Here is a 19837-nt window from a genome sequence, read left to right as displayed (position 1 = left end):
TATGCATCAATCTGCACTTCAGGTAATGATCTTCAATAGGGATCAGTGTCACGTTTTTTGCTATCCATCATTCTCTATCTGTATCATACAGCCAGCTATTGTATTCAGGTGTTGCGTCCTTCATATCCTGATACAGCCATACCATCCGGTCCAAAAACCACAGTTTGCTCAGATAAACGACAACCGCACCAAACAGGGTGGGCCAGATTTCGAGGCTAAATACGCCCCAGATAACACATAATGCCCCGATGCCGGAGAGAGACGAGAGAATATTCGGCACAAGCCTATGATGCTTCGGTATAGGTATTTCAGTTCTGTTCAGCCAGACACGCTCACCAAGCACACCCATGGACGCCCAGTTGTCCGTTGATTTTGGTTTTTTAAAGAGCCGTGGGTTTATCCACGTCCAGATTATGGCAATGGCAATTGGAACCAGCGACCACATACCCAGCCAGACACGGCTCCAGAACGCGAAGATGAGAAGAAGCAATGTTGTGGTTCTGGTCCACACACTCAACGGATTTGCATGCCTTGCCCACGTCTCATCATCCATCTGAAAAAACGAGGCAATTTTTTGCTCTATTGTCACGTGAGCTCAGTTCTGATGGGTGTAACAATATGTCTTGCGGTTACATCACCGTGCTTTTTCCTATGAGCAAAACGCCGTTTCTGTGTGTGAATTCTCGATTACGGCTCCCGTCCGCTTTTATAAAAGTCTGGGTTCATACAATTTTTAACGGCATCCATAAATAAAAACGGCATGAATTAGCTTATATGACCTATACTCCAAGAGAACTCGTAATTTACGCAGGAAGTATTGTTGCCATTCTTGCAAGTATCTATAATATCGCAACAGGTGCAGCAGGAACCGGATTTTATATCTCCTGTTTTGTCATCCTGATGTTTTCCATCGTTATTGTCTGGACGCTGAAGAAGGAATAAAATAGGGTAAATGAACGGGTTTGTGTTTTTTTTGAATCATTAATCACAGATGTCTGGTAAAATACAAAAATGCGTCTTTTATCGTGTGTCTGTTTTAAACGATACTATCCCGTGGGGGGAGATATTTCAAAAGGAATGATTATTTCATTAAAAAAATAATCCGCGAAAGAAGCATGCAGGCCAGTCCGTGAACATAAATAAATAGATTATTTAATCCTCCACACGAACCGGAAAAAGCAGGACCGGCTTCTCTCATGAATGGACTAATATATTCGACAATGCAGGCAGTCTTAGTCATGATCGGCCTGATAGGCATATGTCTTTGGTTAAAACACAAGGGTATCATAGCCGAACAACACAGACCTCTTTTTGGGAAACTGGTAACTGATTTCGCACTCCCCGCTATGATTTTTTACACGTTGGCTGCCCAGACTCCGAGTATAGAAATTCTGGTTGCAGTCCTTGTCATGATGGCTGCCGTTATCTGCCATCTTGGGCTTGCCTATCTTATTGGTCGTTTTTTCCACCTAAAACGTCCCCAAATGGGTGCTTTTATGCTTGTCGCAGCATTTGGCAGTTCTGCGACACTTGGATATGCACTTATAACCCAGATATTCTCCGGCAATGCCGGCGCTGTCTCGGATGCTGTCATGATCAGTGAACTGGGCGTTGGCGTCCCGCTTTTTTTAATTGGGGTAATGATTGCAATGTACTTCGGTGGTAGTGAAGAAGGTTCGGCATGGTCCAGTCTCCGTTCATATCTGCTATCTCCAATATTTATTGCCGTGATAGCAGGTTGTGTGGCCTCCTATTTCCTTGCAGGAGTGAAAAATCCTGTGTGGGACGGAATTCTTTCTATCCTCCATATGGTCTCACTGTCCCTCGTCGTCTTTGTTGCTCTCGGGATTGCACTGATGCTCAAGTGGATACCTCTTAAAAAAATTGCTGTTCTCGCAAGTGTTACCGTTGTCCTGACTCTTATCCTGCAACCACTGATAGCCCTGTATATATCAGGATTTTTGAATCTCTCAATTGTTGATACTGATATCCTTGTCCTTGAGACTGCAATGCCGTCCGGAATGATAGCAGCTGTCCTTTCTGATCGGTATGGATGTGACGGGGAGCTCGCTTCCGTTCTGGTCATTGCAACATATATCTTCAGTATTTTCACTCTTCCTTTCATCATGATGTTTTCTCCCTAAACATGATTTTTTTCACTCTCCTCCTGAGTTCCGGTAATATTCATGGAAAAACCAGGAAACCAGTCGATTAAAACCAGTTTATTGGTACCATATAGAAAAATGGGTTTGAAAATATTCGGGGCATATATACCGTTCTGTGCATTATTGGCGGCAGGTGGTGTGGCAGGTATCTTAGATATGGGAATAAATAGTGCCATCCTGATATCAATTAAACCACAATGTCTTCTCAAAGGCGACACCCCTGAGAGTATCACCGGATGAGTATTTCAATGTCAAAGGAAGAAAACTGTCCGGAACAAATTATTTTCTCAGCCAGTGTTCCGGGAATGAAATTCTCTGTGCCGGATAATACGTAATTCATCGTGCCGAATCCCCCCAGGGTGTGTATCAATAAAATATCCGATTGGACGCCTTCTGAATGGAGAAGGGAATCCGGATATAAATATCAGGTTAATCGTTATCCTCAATAAACCGGTAATTGCCTTTCGGGAAGGTAATTTCGAATCTGACACCTTCTCCCGGCTTTCCGTTCTCCTGAATGGTGCTGTCGGTTATTGAGAGGATTTCACGTGACAAAAACAACCCGAGCCCGGTATTTTTACCATACCCTTTCTTAAAAAGTTTATTCCGGGCAATGTCTTTAATTCCAACACCGTTGTCGCGGTAGGTAATGATGATTCCTGTCTCTGTCTCCGTGTAAGATACCGATATGGAGGTTACGTGCCCCCCGTGGCGGATGGTGTTTTCAACCAGATTATAAAATACCTTTTCGATTAAGGGATCAGCGAATATCTCAATTCCTTTCAGTGAATTATCCAGTTGAATACCTTCAGTATTCAGTGATCCTGAAATCTCATCGACAATTTTGGAGGGATTATGCCATTTTGGCTCCATCATTCCGATATCCTGATAAAATCCGGTAAACTCAATCTGATGCTGAATCGCATCAACCGCTTCTTTCTCTTTTAAAATATATTCTTTCAGAACGGTTTTGTCCTCGATATCCTCTGACAATTCAAGATAACCACGGACAACCATAATCAGATTCAGGATGTCGTGCCGTGTTATGGATGAGAGCATATTGAGTTTTTTATTTGCGATAAACAGGGCTTCCTGCGCTTTTTTGCGTATGGTGAGGTCCTGGGTTGCACCATGAATTTTGATGGTCCTGCCCGTTTTGTCTTGTATGATTCCCAAACGTACAACAACATATCGTATTTCACCGTCCCTGCGAATGATCCGGTGATCCAACTTTGATATGTACCCGGGGCTAGTGGCCCCTATGGCTCTTTTCACATCTTCAGCCACTAAGTGCTGGTCATCCGGGTGAACAAATTTTTGGGCATATTCCTCTACGGACATATGGTTGCCGCCTTCGCGTTCCACGCTCGTGCCGTAAAGAGCGTAGAACCAGTCGTCAAAGGTAAACATACCCGTTGCAGCATCGAATTCCCAGTTCGCCATGTTTGCCAGGTCCATTGCTCCTGTAAGCTTCATCTGGATTGTTTTCAGCTTATCCTCCGCTCTTTTGCGTTCGGTCACATCCCATACTGTTGAAATAACAAGGTGTTTTCCGGGGATCGGTATATTCCTCGCACTGATGAAGGTTGTCTCTTCTCCAAAACGGGTTATAGGAATGTCTTTCCAGTGCATTTTATCGGGATCACCGCTGGCAGAATCCCCAAGTACCCTTTGCCTGAGCTCCTCTCTAAAGACCGGATCTTCATACACTTCATTCCAGAAACCATCCACTGTTAGAAGAGCCTCTTTCGTTGTCCGGTAATATTTGAGGAAATTTTCATTGAAATATTCAAATGAAACATTCGGGTCGACAGAATTTACCGCAACACCGATTGGGAGATTATCAAGGATTGTCCGGATATATGCCTCGTTTTCCCTGAGTTTTTCCTCTGTCTTTTTAAGTTCGGTGATATCTTCGAGCGTTTCTACGGCACCGATTGTCCTGCCCAAATCATCTCTTATGGCAGCAACGGTGAGATGGAGCCATACTCCGGATTTTCCCATGCCCGGAAAAAACCGGGTTCTGTCATACGTGCCTTCGATAAACGGTATTTCCCGCTCTTTTTCGGTATACAATTCAGAAATTTTGTCTTCCTGCCCGTCAACCAGTAAATCTGCCATAGATGGTCTTTTATCCGGATAAAATGCATTCAGGTGCCGGTTTGTTCCAAGAACGTCTTCTGCTTTTATGCCGCTGTATATTTCAAGGGCTTTGTTCCAGTAGATAATCAGGTGGTCACTGTCTATCGCAAACTGGGGGATAGGGGATCCGTGGGTGATAGCGTCCATCCAGATTTCACGTTTCTGCGAAATCTCCCCCTGATCTTTTGTATCATCTTTCTGGTTTTGTCGGCCCATTCCCTGTTTTCCTGTGTCTGTTAATTAAAATGGGTTATATTTAAATGGCACAGGTGCTCCAGGATATATTTGCTCTATCATTTTTACGCTGCTGAAGAAGGAATAAAATGCGTTGAATTAACGGTGAAATAACAGGATAATCCTCACCACTGTTTTGCAACCATATTCCCCCTCTTTGATACCCCGTTTTTGGAAATTCGGGGGGCAGAACGGACATATTTTCTGTTCATATTTACTGCTGAAAAAATACGGATGAAATACCTTTCATTTGCCAAAAATACAGTAAATTGCGAACTACTGGGCGGTCGCGATTGACAGGTTTTTTGGGAGGATCTACCGGTTGTCTTCGGTTGAGAAAGGCCCGCTCCGTCCTTCTGTGTGGACGCATTTTTCCAGGGTACAGGGCCTTTTTGGGGTTATTTATGCGTTGCTTAACCTGATACATGAATTTTGTCCAAAATGAAAGGTATTGCAATCCGCAGCTACTAAAGAGAAAGAGCAAACAGCATGTCCGGTGCCCATCGCCCGGAATATGAACCCGGATTTTTTAGGAGGAATATCAGCTACATGAAACTGTCACGTATGACTTCTGGTGGTGATTTCATCAGATTTGTACATCTGTTTTTAGACATAAATGGAATCACAGAATGGGAAGATGTTCGCCCGCCTCTCCGACGGATTTCGCAGGTACAAAAAATTCCGTCGTCTCTTCGGGATAATAATGATGGTAACTCTTTTCTTTCTTTATTGTTACCAGATTGCCGGAACGCAGTTTATCAATCTGCCATGATATTGTGGGAACGGATACCTTTGCATATGCCGAGAGATCCTTTTGTGTGCAGCCGGGATGTGCGGTTATATAGCTGTAAATATTACGGGTGGTCTCACCGTCCAGAATGGACATGGCGAGCTGGTATTCCTGGCTGTATTTGTGGTGATTTTCAAAGTAATGCCGTTGTTTCGTTATTTTTTGGGAAATGATTAAGCCTTCCCGTTCCAGGATTTCCAGATGGTGCCGCAGGGAACTGCGGTTAATTCCGGTTACCGTCTCCATTTCGGTTGCTATTATGCCGGGATTTTTCTGTATTTCCTCATATATTTTTGTTCTCCGTTCATTCTCCAGAATATTTTTCTTTTCAATCTGACGAACACCGAGAAAAGCACCCGATAGTATTGCGAGGAGACTTCCGAACGGTATCAGAATCGGGATATTTATTGCAATAAATGAGGTGATATGAGATTTTAACGGAAGTTCCCACCATTCGAGAACATGCACCACATCTTCTCTCATGAGATCCGGGGGGTCTGCACTTGGTGTTACAATAATGTGTGAATTCACTGAGGCCTGATTGGCATAGGCAATGATTACAATACATACGATTGCAATGATTGTCCCTTTCAGATCCATAATATACTGTATAAAAAACGAGGTAATTAGTTTGTCGGTATTACCGCAATGAGTAACTGACATATGATCCAAAAACCTCTCTCCCATATACCCTGAGTTCCCAGTCGCCCATGGGAAGAAAGCCTGAGGACGGTTTTATGTCAATGTCAATCACGCCGTCCTTTACCGAACTATCGTAGAGGTCGTGCTACTTAGACGATGTGGTCTGAAGAGATATTTATGAAGAAGTAAAATGGTTATTCAAATGAGGAACACGATGTTTGACAACCGCCAAAGAATAAGGAGTATGGTCCCTATGCTCATCATCTTTCTTTTCTTGCTAACCCTGCTATTCACCGCCGGATGCTCCGATGCGGCGTATAAACAGCCAACTTTTGACATCTGGGTCCTCAAGATCAATGCAGACGGGAACGAACAGTGGAACACCATCATTGACGACGACCCGGACGGCGTCGGGATAGAGATGATCCAGACCCGTGATGGCGGGTACGCAATTGCAGGCACGGGCACAAGGAATGGCTCAATCATCCGCATTTTTACGCTTGGCGCGAAGGGAGAGGACAGAGTGGATTTGACCTTCGATACACCCATGGACTCCGGCCGTTCACTTGCAGAGGCTCCGGGCGGAGGGTATGCCGTCACCACACGGTGGGAATGTCTGAAACGTATAGATGAAAGCGGGACCGTCCTCTGGAGCACGAAACTCAGCGAAGAAAGCGACCCGTTGCTGTGGGAAGTGGACAAGGGGTGGCGAGTGGTCAGGGCACCGGATGGTGGGTATGCTACAGCGGGGAACAATCAGTCCGTCAGACTTGATGAGGATGGAACAATCCTATGGGAGACTACATTTGCTCCGGACAAGAGCGCCAGAACGATAATCGCAGCACCTACGGGAGGTTTTGTCACCGGAGGGATCTGCGATGCCGGTGTGTGGGTCACCATGCTTGATGCCGAAGGAAACAGCGTATGGAACAGGACGTTTCCAACCGAATCAACCGCAAACCTCTATAACGTCCGTCTCTCCCCCGATGGCACATATGATCTGATCTATGGAACCACACAACAGGTTTCCGAGGACAAACAGGAAGACAAGTGGATCACAGAGACAACGGAAGTCTCCCTCTCTCTCCATGGCGAACTGATCGGGGAAAAGACGGTGCAGGTCTCCCAGGTCATCGTTGCGACAGAGGACGGCGGATATGCATATGCCGGTTATTCTCACCCACAACATAACGATCTCCGTTCATCAGACTATTCCGGCTCTCCACTTCAGGTTGTCAGGCTCGACACTGCCGGTGAGGTTGTTTGGGATGCATCATTTGATATCGGCGATGATCGACCCGTCACATCGATTATTCAGACCGCAGACGGTGGATTTGCTCTCTTTGGAAGGTACCTTGATTTCTGAGCGCTTTGTTCAGACGTGCGAAATTGTTCAGTAATATAGTAAAGGTAACCGTCATGGAAAAAAAAGAACCGATAACCAACACCGATGCTGTTGAAATCTCTCGAATCGATATGTTATCACTGGTAAAAATGTTCACCGGAATCATATCCGGTATTGCTGGGTGGATTTTATCCAAGACCCGACGCAGGTTCGGCTCAATACCTACAATTGACGGAGGTATGATGAAAACAAGAATCCCCATTTTTTGTGTTCTATCTCTCTTGGTGATCGGATCTGGGTGCACGGATTTCAAAGATTCTCCCGTGAACATTTCGGCGAACGAAACACCTGACATTATCCTGCACTACGAAAATGGAAACATTTCAGTTCCCGTCAATGTCTCGCAGATCGAGGTTATGGACCCATATTACTTCACGAAAAATGTCACATCGGTCATCGCCATTCTTTTCAATGATCCGCGGACAGGGATCCTGCTTGCGAACGGTTGGAACATCAGCTCGGTTGCCGGGGCAACGGACGAACACGACCCGAACAGAACATACACTAAGGTGGAATTCAAAAAAGAGGGTTTGTCATTCTTTATCGGGGTAGATGAAACGATGAATAGGACGCTTGAAGGACGCTGTGGTGCAAAACAGTGGGTTACAGAGCCAATTTCCGGACCACTTCCCGAGGATTACCACCAGTGGAAATACTATGACGAGGACTCCTCAATGATCTATTATGTGATTGATCAGAAAAATGAGAGAACAGTTATGCTCTATAACGAAACGACGATCTTCTACCTTTACCCTTCGTATGCAACCATAAACGTCGAAGGGCTGAATGATTGAATTCTACCCACACATATGAGAGGGCACAATATAATACCTCAAATATACTACCATAAGTTGGAACTTTGGTCACAATCACCTAAGAAGACTGTCCGCTACGGCGATCATATTTTTCCATATTTTTGTTGGGACAATGAATTTGATAATTGAAGATTTCCCCTCAAAATCTCCCGAACATGCCGTCCTTTACCGAACTATCGTACAGGTCGGTGTAGTGTCCGACAAAGTTCCCATCCGGTGTATAAACAGACAATTCAAGATCCCCAAAGTGTTCATTCCAGGTTAATGTAACGTCAATTTTTGATGTAAAGGGCCATACACATCTCGAATGGACGATCATCTATCCCTGGGTGATCTGATTTATTGCTCCTGAACCTGAAAAATTGGGATTGTACTCGTCAACCGAAGGTATGACGATAATTTCACCCGTTTCAACCTTTTCCATTACATCGCCCGCCGCCGCAGGCATAACGTTCAGTGCCGCAAGGAGATGGACTGCCAGTAAAAATGAACTGTTTCGCGTCATCACGATGCGATTATAAATGTATGGTATATTGTTGTTCTGACCACATCATCAAAACCGGTCAATCCATTTAGACGATTTGGTCTGAAGAGGTATTTATGATGAAGCGAAAACGGATAATCCGGTGAACGAATTATTCCAGAACATTGGGTGGGATTGGTCTGCCTGGTTGCAGGAGTTGTAGAGGTGAAAGTATGAACATGGAAAGAGGCATGCGGGTTTTGGGCCTTCTTATAGTAATGGTGCTTGTCGGGGGGATTTTTTTACTGGTGGCAAGTGCAAATGAGAAGATGCTGGGTACGGATACTCAAGAGAATTCCGGAATGATTTTTGAAATTTCCGGGTTTACGCATGCGTTGAAAACCGATGTATCATCATCAGATAGCACGGAGGAATCATTGTCAGACGAATATGGAGAATTAAACATCCCGTTAACGGTGGAACGATATGACATTGTGCAGTTCAGCGAAATACATCTGAATACGATCAAAAACAATTCGCTGAAGGTGACGATATATGGCGAGGTATATGATATGCATCTTGAAAGGATGAATTTCGAAGCAATCGACGACGGGATTGATTCATATTCAGGAAGTATTGACGGACTTGATGATTCTGTAGCAATATTCACATTCGACAGAAATCTTGTTCAGGGGTCAGTTCAGCTTCGGGATGAAATGGTATTCATAACACCTGTTCAAAACAGAGAAAATTCCCTGAAAACCACAATGCCTCTGCACATCGTCTATTCGTCAAAAGATATGAAGCAGTCATAATAATTGTTTACCACTATCCATAAGGTGCTACCTCACAACCCCTCTTCCACACGTTCAAGTATCTGCACCGGCAATATATTACAACGATATTTCAGCATTTTGCGGGTATCACCGGTGGCTTACCATGAAAGTTTCAGTAGTTATTCCGACATACAACGAAGAGAAAAATATCGGCAGGTGCCTTGAATCACTCTGTAACCAGACGATGAACCGAACAGAGTATGAACTCATTGTTGTGGACGGAAATTCAAAGGATACCACGCGTGATATTGCACAGAAATATGCAGACAAGGTAATAATTCAGACCCGTGCAAAGGTGGGCGGTGCCCGTAATGATGGTGCAGATCTTGCAACGGCAGATATTATTGCCACAACAGACGGTGACTGTGTTCTCCCTCCGGAATGGATCGAGACCGTATACCAGGAATTTGCTGCACATCCTGAAGCGGCAGCCATTTATGGGACGGTCTACCCACTTGAGGATGGTATAAAAAACCGCGTCAATCTCGGAATGGCAAATACCTTCTCCCGGCTGGGATATTACACAAAAACACTTTATTACACACTGGGGTGTAATACCGCATTTCGGAGAGATGCCTTCATGAAAATTGGTGGATACAAGGTCTGTGACGCAGGAGACGACCTGGAGATTGCACGACGGGTTGTCCATGAGGGCACGGTCCGGTTCTGTCCAAAGATGAGAGTTGCGTTCTCCATGCGCCGGTATGATCAGTTCGGGACGATAAAATCCCTGCGCGAATGGATACATATTGTACGAAAAGGCGGGGACTCTGATGAATGCCAGTATTCAAAGCGTGAATACCAGTAACGACCCTGCTTTTTACCTATACAAAAATACGGATTGATACATTCAGAAAATGTATCTATCCCTACCATCACCGTCTATTTTTCCAAAATATGAATCATAATTCCTGTTTTGATCGTTCATCGTGCTTTTTTAAGATGGTATTTCTGCAATTTACCTGTCTCAATCGACCCGTTTTTTTCTTATTTTCCATTCTCTACAGAATTCGGATAGAAGGTTTTTTATTACGGCTTCTGCTCATATCTGTTATGAATCCTGAAACCCGTGCAGCAGGAATGGTCGCAGACCTGATGGTCCTTTCTGCACGGACCGCCCCGAAAGGGAAGGCAACTGATTCTATCTCAGCCGTAGTAAAAACAGGGGACGAACTCAAACCCCTCGCTGAGGAGATGAAACGGATTGGGGAACGCGATAAAATAGGATTTTTCATCCGTGATGCAGGAAATATTGCGTCAGCTGATGCCTGCGTGATTATTGGGTGCGAAGGAGGTACAATCCTCGGCCTCAACTGCGGGGGATGCGGCTATGCCACCTGCAAAGAGATGGCCGATGCATGGTCAGAAAGGGACCAAAACCAGCCGTTCTCAGGCCCGAACTGTGTCATCAAGATGGCAGACCTGGGCATTGCCCTCGGCTCTGCGGTAAAGACGGCATCCATCCACAACCTCGATAACCGGATCATGTACTCAGCAGGTGTTGCAGCACTGAGCCTTGGCTGGCTGCCGGGATGCTCGGTTGCCTATGCCATACCTGTGCGTGCGGGTGGAAAGAATATTTTCTTTGATCGGAAGGTGTGAATCACCATGGCTAAAATGATAATACGGGGTGGAGACCTCGACTTGGTTGAGTATGATTTTGCTCCGTTCTCACCGGGAGAGAGCATCAACACTCTTGGATATGAAAAGGACTACGCACTTGAAATTTCAGATAAACCTGTCACCGTCCGTGTACCTGCCCGTATTCATTTAACGGTACTTGACATGAACCGCTTTGCACCCAACCGACCGGGTGGCGGTGGATTTGGATTTGCCCTTCAGCTCTATTCCACCGCAACGGTCGAGTGCATCCCGTCCGGTGTTGAAATAAATTATACCCGTGTTCCCATGCTGCGTCACCTCGTCGCGGTACTGCAGAAGGTCACCGGCTATACCGGTGGTTTCAGAATCACCGTTGTTGACCATGAACGAAAACATGTCGGCCTCGGCTCAACAGGGACGGTGCTGACGGCAGTTGCCCATGCTATAAATGTCGCCATCGGCTCACCTCTGACAACCAAAGAACTGCGTCTTCTGGTTGGATTTAACTATGTTGAAGAGACAGAAACAGGAGAAGTGGTACAGGGATTTGAAACCGGTGTCGGGCCTGCTGCTGTTGCATACGGTGGGATGGCAGTCATGGGAGATGAACTGACTCTGGTTTCCTGTCATACCTTTGCCAAAGACAAAAATGTGTTCATCATCATTCCTCCGGTGGAAGCAGATGCAGCAGGAGAGGGTGAATTTAATGTCCTGATGAACCGGGCACGAGTTCTTGATTACCGTGACCGTGAACTGAAGGCCTATATGGTCTTAATGGACCTCATTCCCGCCCTCGTTCATGACGACCTGCGCCGTGCAGGAGATGTTGTCTGGGAGATTGAGTTCAGAGGTTCAAAACGTGCGGAAGTGGAACATAACAGTTTCATAATCTATCAGTACATGAGCCGGCTCAGGGAGGCAGGATTTGAATTTGTGGCGATGAGTTCTGTCGGCCCCACCATCGCTGTAGTCACCGAATCATCCCGGGAAGAGGTGGAAGCAGTCCTGAAACCACTGGGAATCGAGATTGCCCTTGAAACAAAAGTGGACAATGAAGGAATCAAAATTATCTGAAATAAATCCAATATCCGGTGATTTTCCGGATTCTTTCATTATTAGTAACTATTTTTTTCAGCCATACTTTATTGAATCCAGAATGGTTTCTTCGGACAATTTCTTATAATTATACCATTCAAATGAGAATTGAATGAATCAGCAAAGGGCAACAATACTCTATATCGCAATGAGCCTGGACGGCTATATTGCAGACATTGACGGAGGCATTGACTGGTTATCGGAGGTTGAAGGGGAGGGGGACATTGGATATTCCGCATTTTATGAAACAGTCGATACAATAATCATGGGCAGAACAACCTATGACCAGATCCTGACCTTTGACTGTGAATGGCCCTATTCCGGAAAGAAGTGTTATGTGTTTACCAACCGGGAGCATGCACCTGATGACAATGCTGAATTTGTAACGGGCGATCTTTCCACATTCATGAGCAATCTGTTGTCACAGCCCGGAACAAACATCTGGTTGCTCGGCGGGGGACAATTAATTGATGGCTTCATGAAGAAGGGACTGATAGATGAGTTTGCGATTTCGGTAATTCCGATAATTCTCGGCAAGGGGATTCCACTCTTTAAAAGTGGCAACCAAAAAGCCTCATTAACACTCACAAAAGTGACAACGTTCAAAGATATCGTTCTGCTTCAGTATAAGCCGGCGTAGATAATCATTTAACCAAAACACCCCTGATTCAACCAAAATTCTGCTGAAATATACCAGATGAGCCAGTAAATTGTCCTGCACAAAAAAAATGAAAAAATATTCTGAAATCAGTTTTCGGCAAGCATCTTATTGATTGCAGCCGCTGCCTTCTTTGCAGATCCCATTGCCCAGATAACGGTTGCCGCACCGGTTGCGATATCGCCGCCTGCAAAGACATGCGGAATGGACGTCCGACCATCTTCATCAACCTCAATCGTGCCGCGCTTCCCCCGTTTCAGGTCAGGAATAAGTCCTGCGAGAAGTGGATTTGGCCCCTGGCCGATGGCCTCAATGACGACATCCACATCAAGGGTGAATGTGCTGCCAGCTTCCGTGCAGGCACGGGGGACGGGCCGTCCGCTCTCATCACATTCACACATCTCCATCCGTATGCACTTAATTCCCTGCACTTGTGGGCCGCCCAAAATCCGTGTCGGATTTGCACAGCAGACAAACTCCACGCCTTCCTGAATAGCGTTTGCCACTTCTTCCTCCCGGGCAGGCAGGTCCTCTTCACGCCGCCGGTAAATGAGGTATACCTTTGCCCCAAGCCTGCGGGCGACACGGGCAGAATCCATTGCCACATTGCCACCGCCGACCACAGCAACCCTGCTTCCGCGGATGAGAGGTGTATCAAACTCCGGGAACTTATTGGCATGCATCAGGTTTACACGGGTCAGGAATTCATTTGCGGTATACACACCGCTGAATCTCTCTCCTTTAATTCCCATGAAATACGGAAGACCAGCACCGGTGCCGATGAATACAGCGTCATATGCGAGCAGTTCATCGACCGGGACACTTCTTCCGACGATATGGTTGAGTTTCAGTTCAGCACCCAGTGCAAGGACCTGATCAATTTCAAACTGAACAATGTCCTTTGGCATCCGGAATGCAGGGATACCGTATGTCAGTACCCCACCTGCAGCATGCAGGGATTCAAAGATGGTGACTTCATGACCGGCACGGAGGCATTCTGTTGCTGCTGTGATACCTGCCGGGCCTGACCCGACAACGGCAATCCGCTTCCCTGTTGCCGGTGCAGTCTCCGGTGTTTCAACACCATTCTCTCTCTCCCAGTCTGCAACAAACCGTTCAAGTGCTCCAATGCGAACCGGTTTGTCTTTCTTTCCCAGAATACAGGTGCTCTGACACTGTGCTTCCTGAGGACAGACACGTCCGCATATGGCAGGAAGCATATTGTCCTGCTTTATTATGTGGGCAGCCTTCCTGAAATCCTCGTTTGCGATTGCATTGATGAAACCCGGAATATCAATTGATACCGGGCAGCCATTTACACAGAGAGGCCGGGGGCATTCCATGCACCGCAGTGCCTCAAGTACTGCATTCTGTTCGGAAAGGCCTGTAGCGACCTCATCAAAATCCTGAAGACGTTCTTCGACAGGTCGACGATTCATTGATGATCACCACAATGGCATTTGTGTTCATGGTAGTGCTCCAAAGATTCCTTCTCCTGTCCGGTATAGGTGCGCTGACGGTTCATTAGTTCGTCCCAGTCAACCTCATGTGCATCGAACTCAGGACCATCAACACAGGCAAATTTCATTTCGCCTGCAATGGTCACCCGGCATGAACCACACATACCCGTTCCATCAACCATAATGGGATTCAGACTGACAAAGGTCTTAATGCCGGAATCAAATGTGGCTAATGAGGTAATCTTCATCATAATGGCGGGACCTATAATCCAGACTGCATCAAGAATCTGGTCAGAGACCATCTCTTTCAGGACATCTGCAGGATATCCGTGGTGTCCTTTCGAGCCATCATCCGTACAGATAACGAGTTCGTCACAGGCATCACGGAGTTCGTCTTCAAGCAACAGGAGTCCTTCATTTCGTGCACCGATAATCCCGGTGACATCATTTCCTGCTTCTCTGAGTTCACGTGCGAGAATCGGGAGACAGGCGATACCTACGCCTCCTCCAATTACCGCACAGCGACCCCATTTTTTTACATCGGACGGCTTGCCAAGAGGGCCCGCGACATCGCGGATACTCTCTCCTACCTGCATGGCAGCCAGTTGCTGGGTCGTCTTTCCGGTTGCCATGAAGACGATTCGTACGTCATCACCCTTGGTAGCGGAAATGGTCAGGGGAATTCGTTCCCCGTTTTCATCGATACGAAGTACAACAAACTGTCCTGCACGCCCTGTTTTGGTAACATGAGGTGCATTGATCCAAAATTCAAAGATATTATCAGCAATCTGATCTCGTTTTACTATTTTATACACGTCGCCATCTCCGGAAGAACAAATAATGTTTTATTATTGGGGGTTACCCCTTCTTTACTTTACGCAACTTTACCGCAACACCGCGGGATGATGAGAGCATCTCTTTTGCACCCATGAACGCCTTGCCTGTTCCCTGAGCACGCGGCCCGGTCACAAACACTTCATCACCTTCACGGATGGCAGGGTCAGCATCGACAATACCCGGTGCCAGCACATCGCCCTGTGGGATGAAGTCGTCAATGGTGACATGATACCTGTCTCCAAGAAGCTTCCAGCCATCCATGGTGGGGCGCAGGAGTCCGGTTGTTTCATCAACACTGAACAACTGGTTGTTCCCTTTCATTACCTTACGACGGCCTCTGCGTCCTTTCAGCGTGAGCCTGCTGGTATCCAGATCCACATCAAACTGCCATGACAGTGTGCCCCTGACCATATCCGGCCATATTTTTCGCACACCTTTCAGACTTCCTTCAAGGTATCGAAGAGATTCAGGCGATGTCGGGCGACCATTTGTGCAGGTGGATTCAACCTCAACCCCTGCACGGCGTGCCGCATCTTCAACGATGGCATGCGTTTTTTCATCCAGATGGGAGATGATTCGTCCAAACTGATGTTTTTCAAAGTATCGTGCAAGAGATGACGCGATAAATTCCCGTTCCTCCCGGTCCCAGTAGCCGGTAACCGGAATGTCATAATGGCCTGCCGGGTAGATGGCTTCCAGTTCCCGTGGGACAATTCCCATGGGAGACGTCAGAATCAGTTCATGTGCCCGGTTCTGAATGGCATAGGCAAATTTCCGGTGGCTCTGTGAGAGAGAGTAGGGTTTACGCGCTGAGCAGGGAAGAAGAACCAGCGTATCAGTGCGGGTAGGGATAAACCGGTCAATCACCCGGTCAACAAATCGCGTGACTTCGGCTCGTTTCAGGGAGTCCGCGGTATTGGCAGAGAATGGTGTGCTCCGCGCGATGGGTACCATCGGTTCACAGTATGCAGGTGCAGCGTCAAGGAGGCGCATAACAGCCACCTGCCATGCAGCATTCCGGACCCGTTTTTCAATAAATTCACGGAACACATGTGAACGGATGAACCAACGGGCCGTTGCCATTTCAGTATCCAGTGCATTCCGGTTATGAAGCTTAAGGTCACCATTTTTGCAGCCTTCACAATTACAGAGTCCGGATTCACGCACATCATCATAAGAATACTCGCCATCAGGTGTGCAGAACATTCCGCGCACGGTCATCAGGTCCACTGCCCGGTAATCAAAGAGATCAAATCCGCAGTAGATGAGAATGGCCGCGTTTGACGGGAGGGCACTCGCCGGTGCATACCATGCCGTGTCCATGGGGAAGCGTTCTTTGAGTGCAATCAGAAGTTCAGTGAACCGCCGGGGATTGTCAAAGAGTGTATGGCATCCCGGAACGATTACCGCAGACTCCGGAGAACCGTCCGGTTTCTCTCCCACATATGCATTCAGAATTCCGGTATACTGAATGGGCTTTGGCCATCTGATTTTTTCCGGAAATTCAGGGGGGGTATTGGAAAATGGATGACTGAATAAATCAGGAAACATCTCTTTGGGACTGACAATTCCCGGTGTTTCCACCACATCTTCTCCGGACGTATATTTTCCTGTCCGTCCGGGACCATCGCGAATAATACGTTCAAATAAACTCATATAATTTCTCCACATCTTTCAGCGCATCTTTAACTACGGCATTCCATCTCTCACCAGTATGGATGGTAACAGGAATGCCGGGATTTGCATTTATAAGCTGGATAATCCCATTACATCCGCTTTTGATCATATCTTCATCCCATTCCGGAATCTCACTCTGGCCGATTGGAAATGTCTCTTTTAGTCCGTGGGGATACGGGCCAAATGGTGGTTTAAACCGGAACGTTGTTGCATCAACGGGACCTGCTTCATCACTCATGGTGATATGGATACTACCCTCAACTGAGAAACGCGGGATCATTTCATGATACCGGATTACTTCAGTTCTTTTACAGGATTCACTGCCCCGGTAGAAGAATCTCCGTTTTGCGACTGAATCACGGGTCATAAGAAGATCATTATATTTCAGCAGTTCGCGGTAGCCGTCAAGCAGACGGGGGTGATTTCTGCAGCGTTCGTCCACCAGTTCCCAGAGAGTGCCGTCCTGAATAGACTGCCTGATGCGTGCAATCTCTGCCAGGCTAACGAGGAGGTTATGTTTGGCAAGCAGTTTCTCTTTATCCGGTGATGCCTGAAGTTCGCGTGCCGAGTGGGTTCGGCAGACTTCACAGGCACAGGGAAGTTCACTGAGTTCAGCCAGTTTGAAGCTTCCGGACGGTGTCATGTATCGACCTTCACGGGCGTAGAGTGCATAGGCGGCAGAATCAAAGACATCGCACCCCATTGCTGCAGCAAGGGCAAACATCGATGGGTGCCCTGCCCCGAAGAGGTGAATACACGCGCCGGGGGAGAGTGTCTGTTTGGCTGCCATCACAACGGTGACGAGATCACGGTAGCGATATGATTCCATGAGTGGAACAACAGCACCAATAGGACAGAACACTGCCCCTGTCTCGCGGACTTCTTCTCCTGCCTTCTTTCGGAGGTCCGTGTGGATACCACCCTGTACCGGGGCTGCCAGGTGTCCGTCATCAATGATTTCCATCGCTTCACGAATCCGCTGCATCGTAACGGATAGTTCCTCTTCTGCCCCTTCATGATCCCTGTCCGGCGGGGTAGCGACATCCATTGGAACGATTATTTCACTTCCGATCTGGCGCTGAAACCGGACTGTATCTTTATTTGAAAATGCTACATCCCCATACACTGACTGCTGAAATGCACCTGAGTCAGTCATAATAATGCCATCGAATCCGAGAACGGCATGCAGACCCTCATTCATTGCGCGTTCGCGAAATTCCTCACTTTTACTGAATATATATGCATTGGTTATCAGTGCTTCAACACCCATCTTCTGCATCTCTTCGGGGGGTATCAATTGGATGTGAGGATTTATTACCGGAAGAAGCAGGGGTGTCTTTGCGATTTTATCTCCGACTCTGAGTTTCCCTGTTCTTGCCCAGATGTCTTTATGCTGGCTCTCAAAGGTGATCATGTGTGTTCCTCCTCATAAAATATCTGTCCTTCAAATGTGTATAGTTCGGTATCATCTCTTCTCCATGTTCCGGGAGGAAGGCCTGCTTTTATGCAGACCTGATCTAAAAATGTCCTCGCATCCCAGTGGTATTCAACCGGCACCTGCGGGAGAAGAAGCCCGGTTCTTTTGTAGCCTGAAATAATCAGCCCGTGTTTTCCGACGATTACTGCCTCAGTACGCTCTGCCGGGGGTAATGAAACAAGAACGGGGGGCGTCAGTACAGTGACCTCGATTGAAATCTCGGGTAGTTCTTCAGCGCGTACGGGTGGAAAACGTGGATCTTCAAGTGCGGCAGATAGTGCAGCACCGGGAATTGCTTCCGATAGGGAGAGCACTGGTGTTGGATATCCAATGCAGCCTCTAAGCTCGCCGTTACGGTTCAATGTGACAAATACACCCCGTTTTTCACTGAATGAATCCGGCATTAATACTGCCGGGAGGTTATCGTTGCCAATGGTTTCCTGAAGAACCGTTCGTGCAAGTTTCACCGCCGTCGCACCCTCTTCCCTGCTGATCCCTTCCATGCCCATAAATATTGCGAGATACGATATTAATAGGAGAGGGAGTGAGTGGCTGACGGTGGCATGAAATGCTGCTGAGGAAAGTCCCCACACCAACCGGACGCGTAGCCGCATGCAAGTGCGGGTGGCGAGAGTCACGGCTCTGACACAGAAACGACACGCCCTGCCGTTAGCGATGATGCGACTGAGCCATTTGTTTAGGCTAATGGCGAGAAGGCACCTCTGGTGCTGAGTTAACTCGCTGATGCTCTGAGCGGCAGGATTCGATTGAACGGTGAAACCCTATGGGTGCAAGTCAGAACAGGGCGAAAGGGCTGTCCGGGCCTGCCCGGGTATGGCGCGTAGCTGAATGCCACAGAGAAACAGAATGGGGCTTACTACTCCCACTCATCTTAATCAATTTTGAAAAGCTATATACCGGTTTACCGTAAGGTATCATTACCGGAGTATTTTGATGAACGATACTGATTTATTTTCTGCATATATCAAAAAAATCGAGACCGAATGCCCCCTTCCTGACGAGTCGGCCGGGCATACAGTTGCTTCAATGCTTATTGCCCACAGGATGGGACTGTTTGACCGTGCGGTAACCCAGGGTGACAAGGCAGTGCGTCTCCTGAAAGAAGAGGAAACAAGTCCTGAAGTACTCGTTCGTGCGGTTATGATTGTTAAGACTGATGCACAACGAAAGATTGCCCGACAGGTGACCATAAAGTCAAGCTTTGACTGGGAGGGAAAGGACCCTTCCCATGATGGTAGCCGGGTTATTTCCGGTGATGACAGTGAGTACGAATTTGATGAGGATAATTTCGGATGGCTCATCGTTTCCCTTCCGAAAGAAAAAGAGGATATCCGGGATTCATACATGCTGGATACCGCGCTGATGTTGTTATATGGTGTGGCAATATGTTCTTCACCAATGGATGAGCAGGCGATGGCAGAACATCTCAATGATTTCCTCATTCAGCGTCTCGGGCTATACCACGAAGATTAAACGTGATTATCTGAGCCAATAATATGTCCCACGGGCATATTATTA

At 47.0% G+C, this 19837-nt stretch carries 20 protein-coding genes and 1 other RNA gene; 12 read left to right on the top strand and 9 right to left on the bottom strand.

Annotated features, from left to right (window positions below):
* Positions 1-67: 67 nt before the first annotated feature.
* Positions 68-589 (bottom strand): DUF6653 family protein, encoded by a 522-nt coding sequence (locus tag L0665_RS00605; RefSeq protein WP_274923792.1) that lies wholly within the window; start codon positions 587-589, stop codon positions 68-70.
* A 185-nt stretch (positions 590-774) separates the two neighbouring features.
* Here L0665_RS00605 and L0665_RS00600 point away from each other — a divergent pair, with 185 nt between their 5' ends.
* The 3 genes from L0665_RS00600 (at position 775) to L0665_RS00590 (ending at position 2405) form a co-directional block, all read left to right on the top strand.
* On the top strand, positions 775-942 hold the full coding sequence (locus L0665_RS00600; RefSeq protein WP_274923791.1) for a hypothetical protein: 168 nt from the start codon (positions 775-777) through the stop codon (positions 940-942).
* A gap of 254 nt (positions 943-1196) precedes the next feature.
* Positions 1197-2144 carry an AEC family transporter gene (locus L0665_RS00595; protein ID WP_274923790.1) on the top strand — a complete coding sequence of 316 codons (948 nt, stop codon included), beginning with the start codon at positions 1197-1199 and terminating at the stop codon, positions 2142-2144.
* A 99-nt stretch (positions 2145-2243) separates the two neighbouring features.
* Positions 2244-2405 carry a hypothetical protein gene (locus tag L0665_RS00590; RefSeq protein WP_274923789.1) on the top strand — a complete coding sequence of 54 codons (162 nt, stop codon included), beginning with the start codon at positions 2244-2246 and terminating at the stop codon, positions 2403-2405.
* 189 nt (positions 2406-2594) lie between these two features.
* On the opposite strand, the gene L0665_RS00585 is transcribed toward L0665_RS00590, so the two are convergent.
* Positions 2595-4523, bottom strand: a complete 1929-nt coding sequence (locus L0665_RS00585; RefSeq protein WP_274923788.1) for a PAS domain-containing sensor histidine kinase — start codon at positions 4521-4523, stop codon at positions 2595-2597.
* A 640-nt stretch (positions 4524-5163) separates the two neighbouring features.
* Positions 5164-5931 carry a winged helix-turn-helix transcriptional regulator gene (locus L0665_RS00580; RefSeq protein WP_274923787.1) on the bottom strand — a complete coding sequence of 256 codons (768 nt, stop codon included), beginning with the start codon at positions 5929-5931 and terminating at the stop codon, positions 5164-5166.
* 295 nt (positions 5932-6226) lie between these two features.
* Between L0665_RS00580 and L0665_RS00575 the strand changes: the two genes are divergently transcribed.
* Entirely contained in the window at positions 6227-7339 is a 1113-nt protein-coding gene (locus L0665_RS00575; RefSeq protein ID WP_274923786.1) for a hypothetical protein, read from the top strand.
* A 53-nt stretch (positions 7340-7392) separates the two neighbouring features.
* A complete protein-coding gene (locus L0665_RS00570; protein WP_274923785.1) occupies positions 7393-8172 on the top strand; it encodes a hypothetical protein in 780 nt (259 codons plus the stop codon).
* A gap of 340 nt (positions 8173-8512) precedes the next feature.
* Here the strand turns inward: L0665_RS00570 and L0665_RS00565 are convergent, their stop codons facing one another.
* Positions 8513-8698 (bottom strand): hypothetical protein, encoded by a 186-nt coding sequence (locus tag L0665_RS00565; RefSeq protein WP_274923784.1) that lies wholly within the window; start codon positions 8696-8698, stop codon positions 8513-8515.
* A 191-nt stretch (positions 8699-8889) separates the two neighbouring features.
* On the opposite strand from L0665_RS00565, the gene L0665_RS00560 reads away from it, so the two are divergent.
* The 5 genes from L0665_RS00560 (at position 8890) to L0665_RS00540 (ending at position 12829) form a co-directional block, all read left to right on the top strand.
* The gene (locus L0665_RS00560; RefSeq protein ID WP_274923783.1) at positions 8890-9471 is read left to right on the top strand and encodes a hypothetical protein; all 582 of its coding nucleotides are present in this window, start codon (positions 8890-8892) and stop codon (positions 9469-9471) included.
* 124 nt (positions 9472-9595) lie between these two features.
* Entirely contained in the window at positions 9596-10300 is a 705-nt protein-coding gene (locus L0665_RS00555) for a glycosyltransferase family 2 protein (protein ID WP_274923782.1), read from the top strand.
* A 245-nt stretch (positions 10301-10545) separates the two neighbouring features.
* Positions 10546-11094, top strand: a complete 549-nt coding sequence (locus tag L0665_RS00550) for a ferredoxin domain-containing protein (protein WP_274923781.1) — start codon at positions 10546-10548, stop codon at positions 11092-11094.
* 6 nt (positions 11095-11100) lie between these two features.
* A complete protein-coding gene (locus L0665_RS00545) occupies positions 11101-12168 on the top strand; it encodes a GHMP family kinase ATP-binding protein (RefSeq protein ID WP_274923780.1) in 1068 nt (355 codons plus the stop codon).
* Between the two features lie 133 nt (positions 12169-12301).
* Positions 12302-12829 (top strand): dihydrofolate reductase family protein, encoded by a 528-nt coding sequence (locus L0665_RS00540; RefSeq protein WP_274923779.1) that lies wholly within the window; start codon positions 12302-12304, stop codon positions 12827-12829.
* A 107-nt stretch (positions 12830-12936) separates the two neighbouring features.
* On the opposite strand, the gene gltA is transcribed toward L0665_RS00540, so the two are convergent.
* From gltA to L0665_RS00515, 5 genes are read right to left on the bottom strand one after another with little or no spacing between them, the layout of a single operon-like run.
* Positions 12937-14286 carry an NADPH-dependent glutamate synthase gene (gene gltA / locus L0665_RS00535; RefSeq protein WP_274923778.1) on the bottom strand — a complete coding sequence of 450 codons (1350 nt, stop codon included), beginning with the start codon at positions 14284-14286 and terminating at the stop codon, positions 12937-12939.
* A complete protein-coding gene (locus L0665_RS00530; protein WP_274923777.1) occupies positions 14283-15122 on the bottom strand; it encodes a sulfide/dihydroorotate dehydrogenase-like FAD/NAD-binding protein in 840 nt (279 codons plus the stop codon). The genes gltA and L0665_RS00530 overlap by 4 nt, the downstream gene beginning before the upstream one ends.
* 43 nt (positions 15123-15165) lie before the next feature.
* Positions 15166-16800: an archaeosine synthase subunit alpha gene (gene arcS, locus L0665_RS00525; protein WP_274923776.1), complete on the bottom strand. Its 1635-nt coding sequence runs from the start codon at positions 16798-16800 to the stop codon at positions 15166-15168.
* Positions 16787-18235, bottom strand: coding sequence for a tRNA guanosine(15) transglycosylase TgtA (gene tgtA / locus L0665_RS00520; protein WP_274923775.1), 1449 nt, complete (start codon positions 18233-18235; stop codon positions 16787-16789). Before tgtA ends, arcS begins: the two co-directional genes overlap by 14 nt.
* Positions 18232-18801, bottom strand: coding sequence for a TIGR00296 family protein (locus tag L0665_RS00515; protein ID WP_274923774.1), 570 nt, complete (start codon positions 18799-18801; stop codon positions 18232-18234). Before L0665_RS00515 ends, tgtA begins: the two co-directional genes overlap by 4 nt.
* Positions 18802-18834: 33 nt before the next feature.
* On the opposite strand from L0665_RS00515, the gene rnpB reads away from it, so the two are divergent.
* An RNA gene (gene rnpB, locus L0665_RS00510) (RNase P RNA component) lies at positions 18835-19187 on the top strand.
* A gap of 65 nt (positions 19188-19252) precedes the next feature.
* On the top strand, positions 19253-19792 hold the full coding sequence (locus L0665_RS00505) for a hypothetical protein (RefSeq protein ID WP_274923773.1): 540 nt from the start codon (positions 19253-19255) through the stop codon (positions 19790-19792).
* Positions 19793-19837: the final 45 nt, after the last annotated feature.

The sequence above is a fragment of the Methanogenium marinum genome (assembly GCF_028912405.1).
GTDB classification, from domain to species: Archaea; Halobacteriota; Methanomicrobia; order Methanomicrobiales; family Methanomicrobiaceae; genus Methanogenium; species Methanogenium marinum.
Note: the sequence above shows the minus strand (reverse complement) of the source record. Positions and strands in the feature narration are given on the sequence as shown.

Bases quoted from the DNA above. Each gene is read 5' to 3' on its own strand.
- L0665_RS00570 (WP_274923785.1), top strand. From the start codon at position 7,393: ATGGAAAAAAAAGAACCGATAACCAACACCGATGCTGTTGAAATCTCT.
- L0665_RS00515 (WP_274923774.1), bottom strand. From the start codon at position 18,801: ATGGAAGGGATCAGCAGGGAAGAGGGTGCGACGGCGGTGAAACTTGCA.
- L0665_RS00505 (WP_274923773.1), top strand. From the start codon at position 19,253: ATGAACGATACTGATTTATTTTCTGCATATATCAAAAAAATCGAGACC.
- L0665_RS00560 (WP_274923783.1), top strand. From the start codon at position 8,890: ATGAACATGGAAAGAGGCATGCGGGTTTTGGGCCTTCTTATAGTAATG.
- arcS (WP_274923776.1), bottom strand. From the start codon at position 16,800: ATGAGTTTATTTGAACGTATTATTCGCGATGGTCCCGGACGGACAGGA.
- L0665_RS00575 (WP_274923786.1), top strand. From the start codon at position 6,227: ATGCTCATCATCTTTCTTTTCTTGCTAACCCTGCTATTCACCGCCGGA.
- tgtA (WP_274923775.1), bottom strand. From the start codon at position 18,235: ATGATCACCTTTGAGAGCCAGCATAAAGACATCTGGGCAAGAACAGGG.
- L0665_RS00540 (WP_274923779.1), top strand. From the start codon at position 12,302: ATGAATCAGCAAAGGGCAACAATACTCTATATCGCAATGAGCCTGGAC.
- L0665_RS00590 (WP_274923789.1), top strand. From the start codon at position 2,244: ATGGGTTTGAAAATATTCGGGGCATATATACCGTTCTGTGCATTATTG.
- L0665_RS00585 (WP_274923788.1), bottom strand. From the start codon at position 4,523: ATGGGCCGACAAAACCAGAAAGATGATACAAAAGATCAGGGGGAGATT.
- L0665_RS00600 (WP_274923791.1), top strand. From the start codon at position 775: ATGACCTATACTCCAAGAGAACTCGTAATTTACGCAGGAAGTATTGTT.
- L0665_RS00565 (WP_274923784.1), bottom strand. From the start codon at position 8,698: ATGACGCGAAACAGTTCATTTTTACTGGCAGTCCATCTCCTTGCGGCA.
- gltA (WP_274923778.1), bottom strand. From the start codon at position 14,286: ATGAATCGTCGACCTGTCGAAGAACGTCTTCAGGATTTTGATGAGGTC.
- L0665_RS00580 (WP_274923787.1), bottom strand. From the start codon at position 5,931: ATGGATCTGAAAGGGACAATCATTGCAATCGTATGTATTGTAATCATT.
- L0665_RS00545 (WP_274923780.1), top strand. From the start codon at position 11,101: ATGGCTAAAATGATAATACGGGGTGGAGACCTCGACTTGGTTGAGTAT.
- L0665_RS00595 (WP_274923790.1), top strand. From the start codon at position 1,197: ATGAATGGACTAATATATTCGACAATGCAGGCAGTCTTAGTCATGATC.
- L0665_RS00555 (WP_274923782.1), top strand. From the start codon at position 9,596: ATGAAAGTTTCAGTAGTTATTCCGACATACAACGAAGAGAAAAATATC.
- L0665_RS00550 (WP_274923781.1), top strand. From the start codon at position 10,546: ATGAATCCTGAAACCCGTGCAGCAGGAATGGTCGCAGACCTGATGGTC.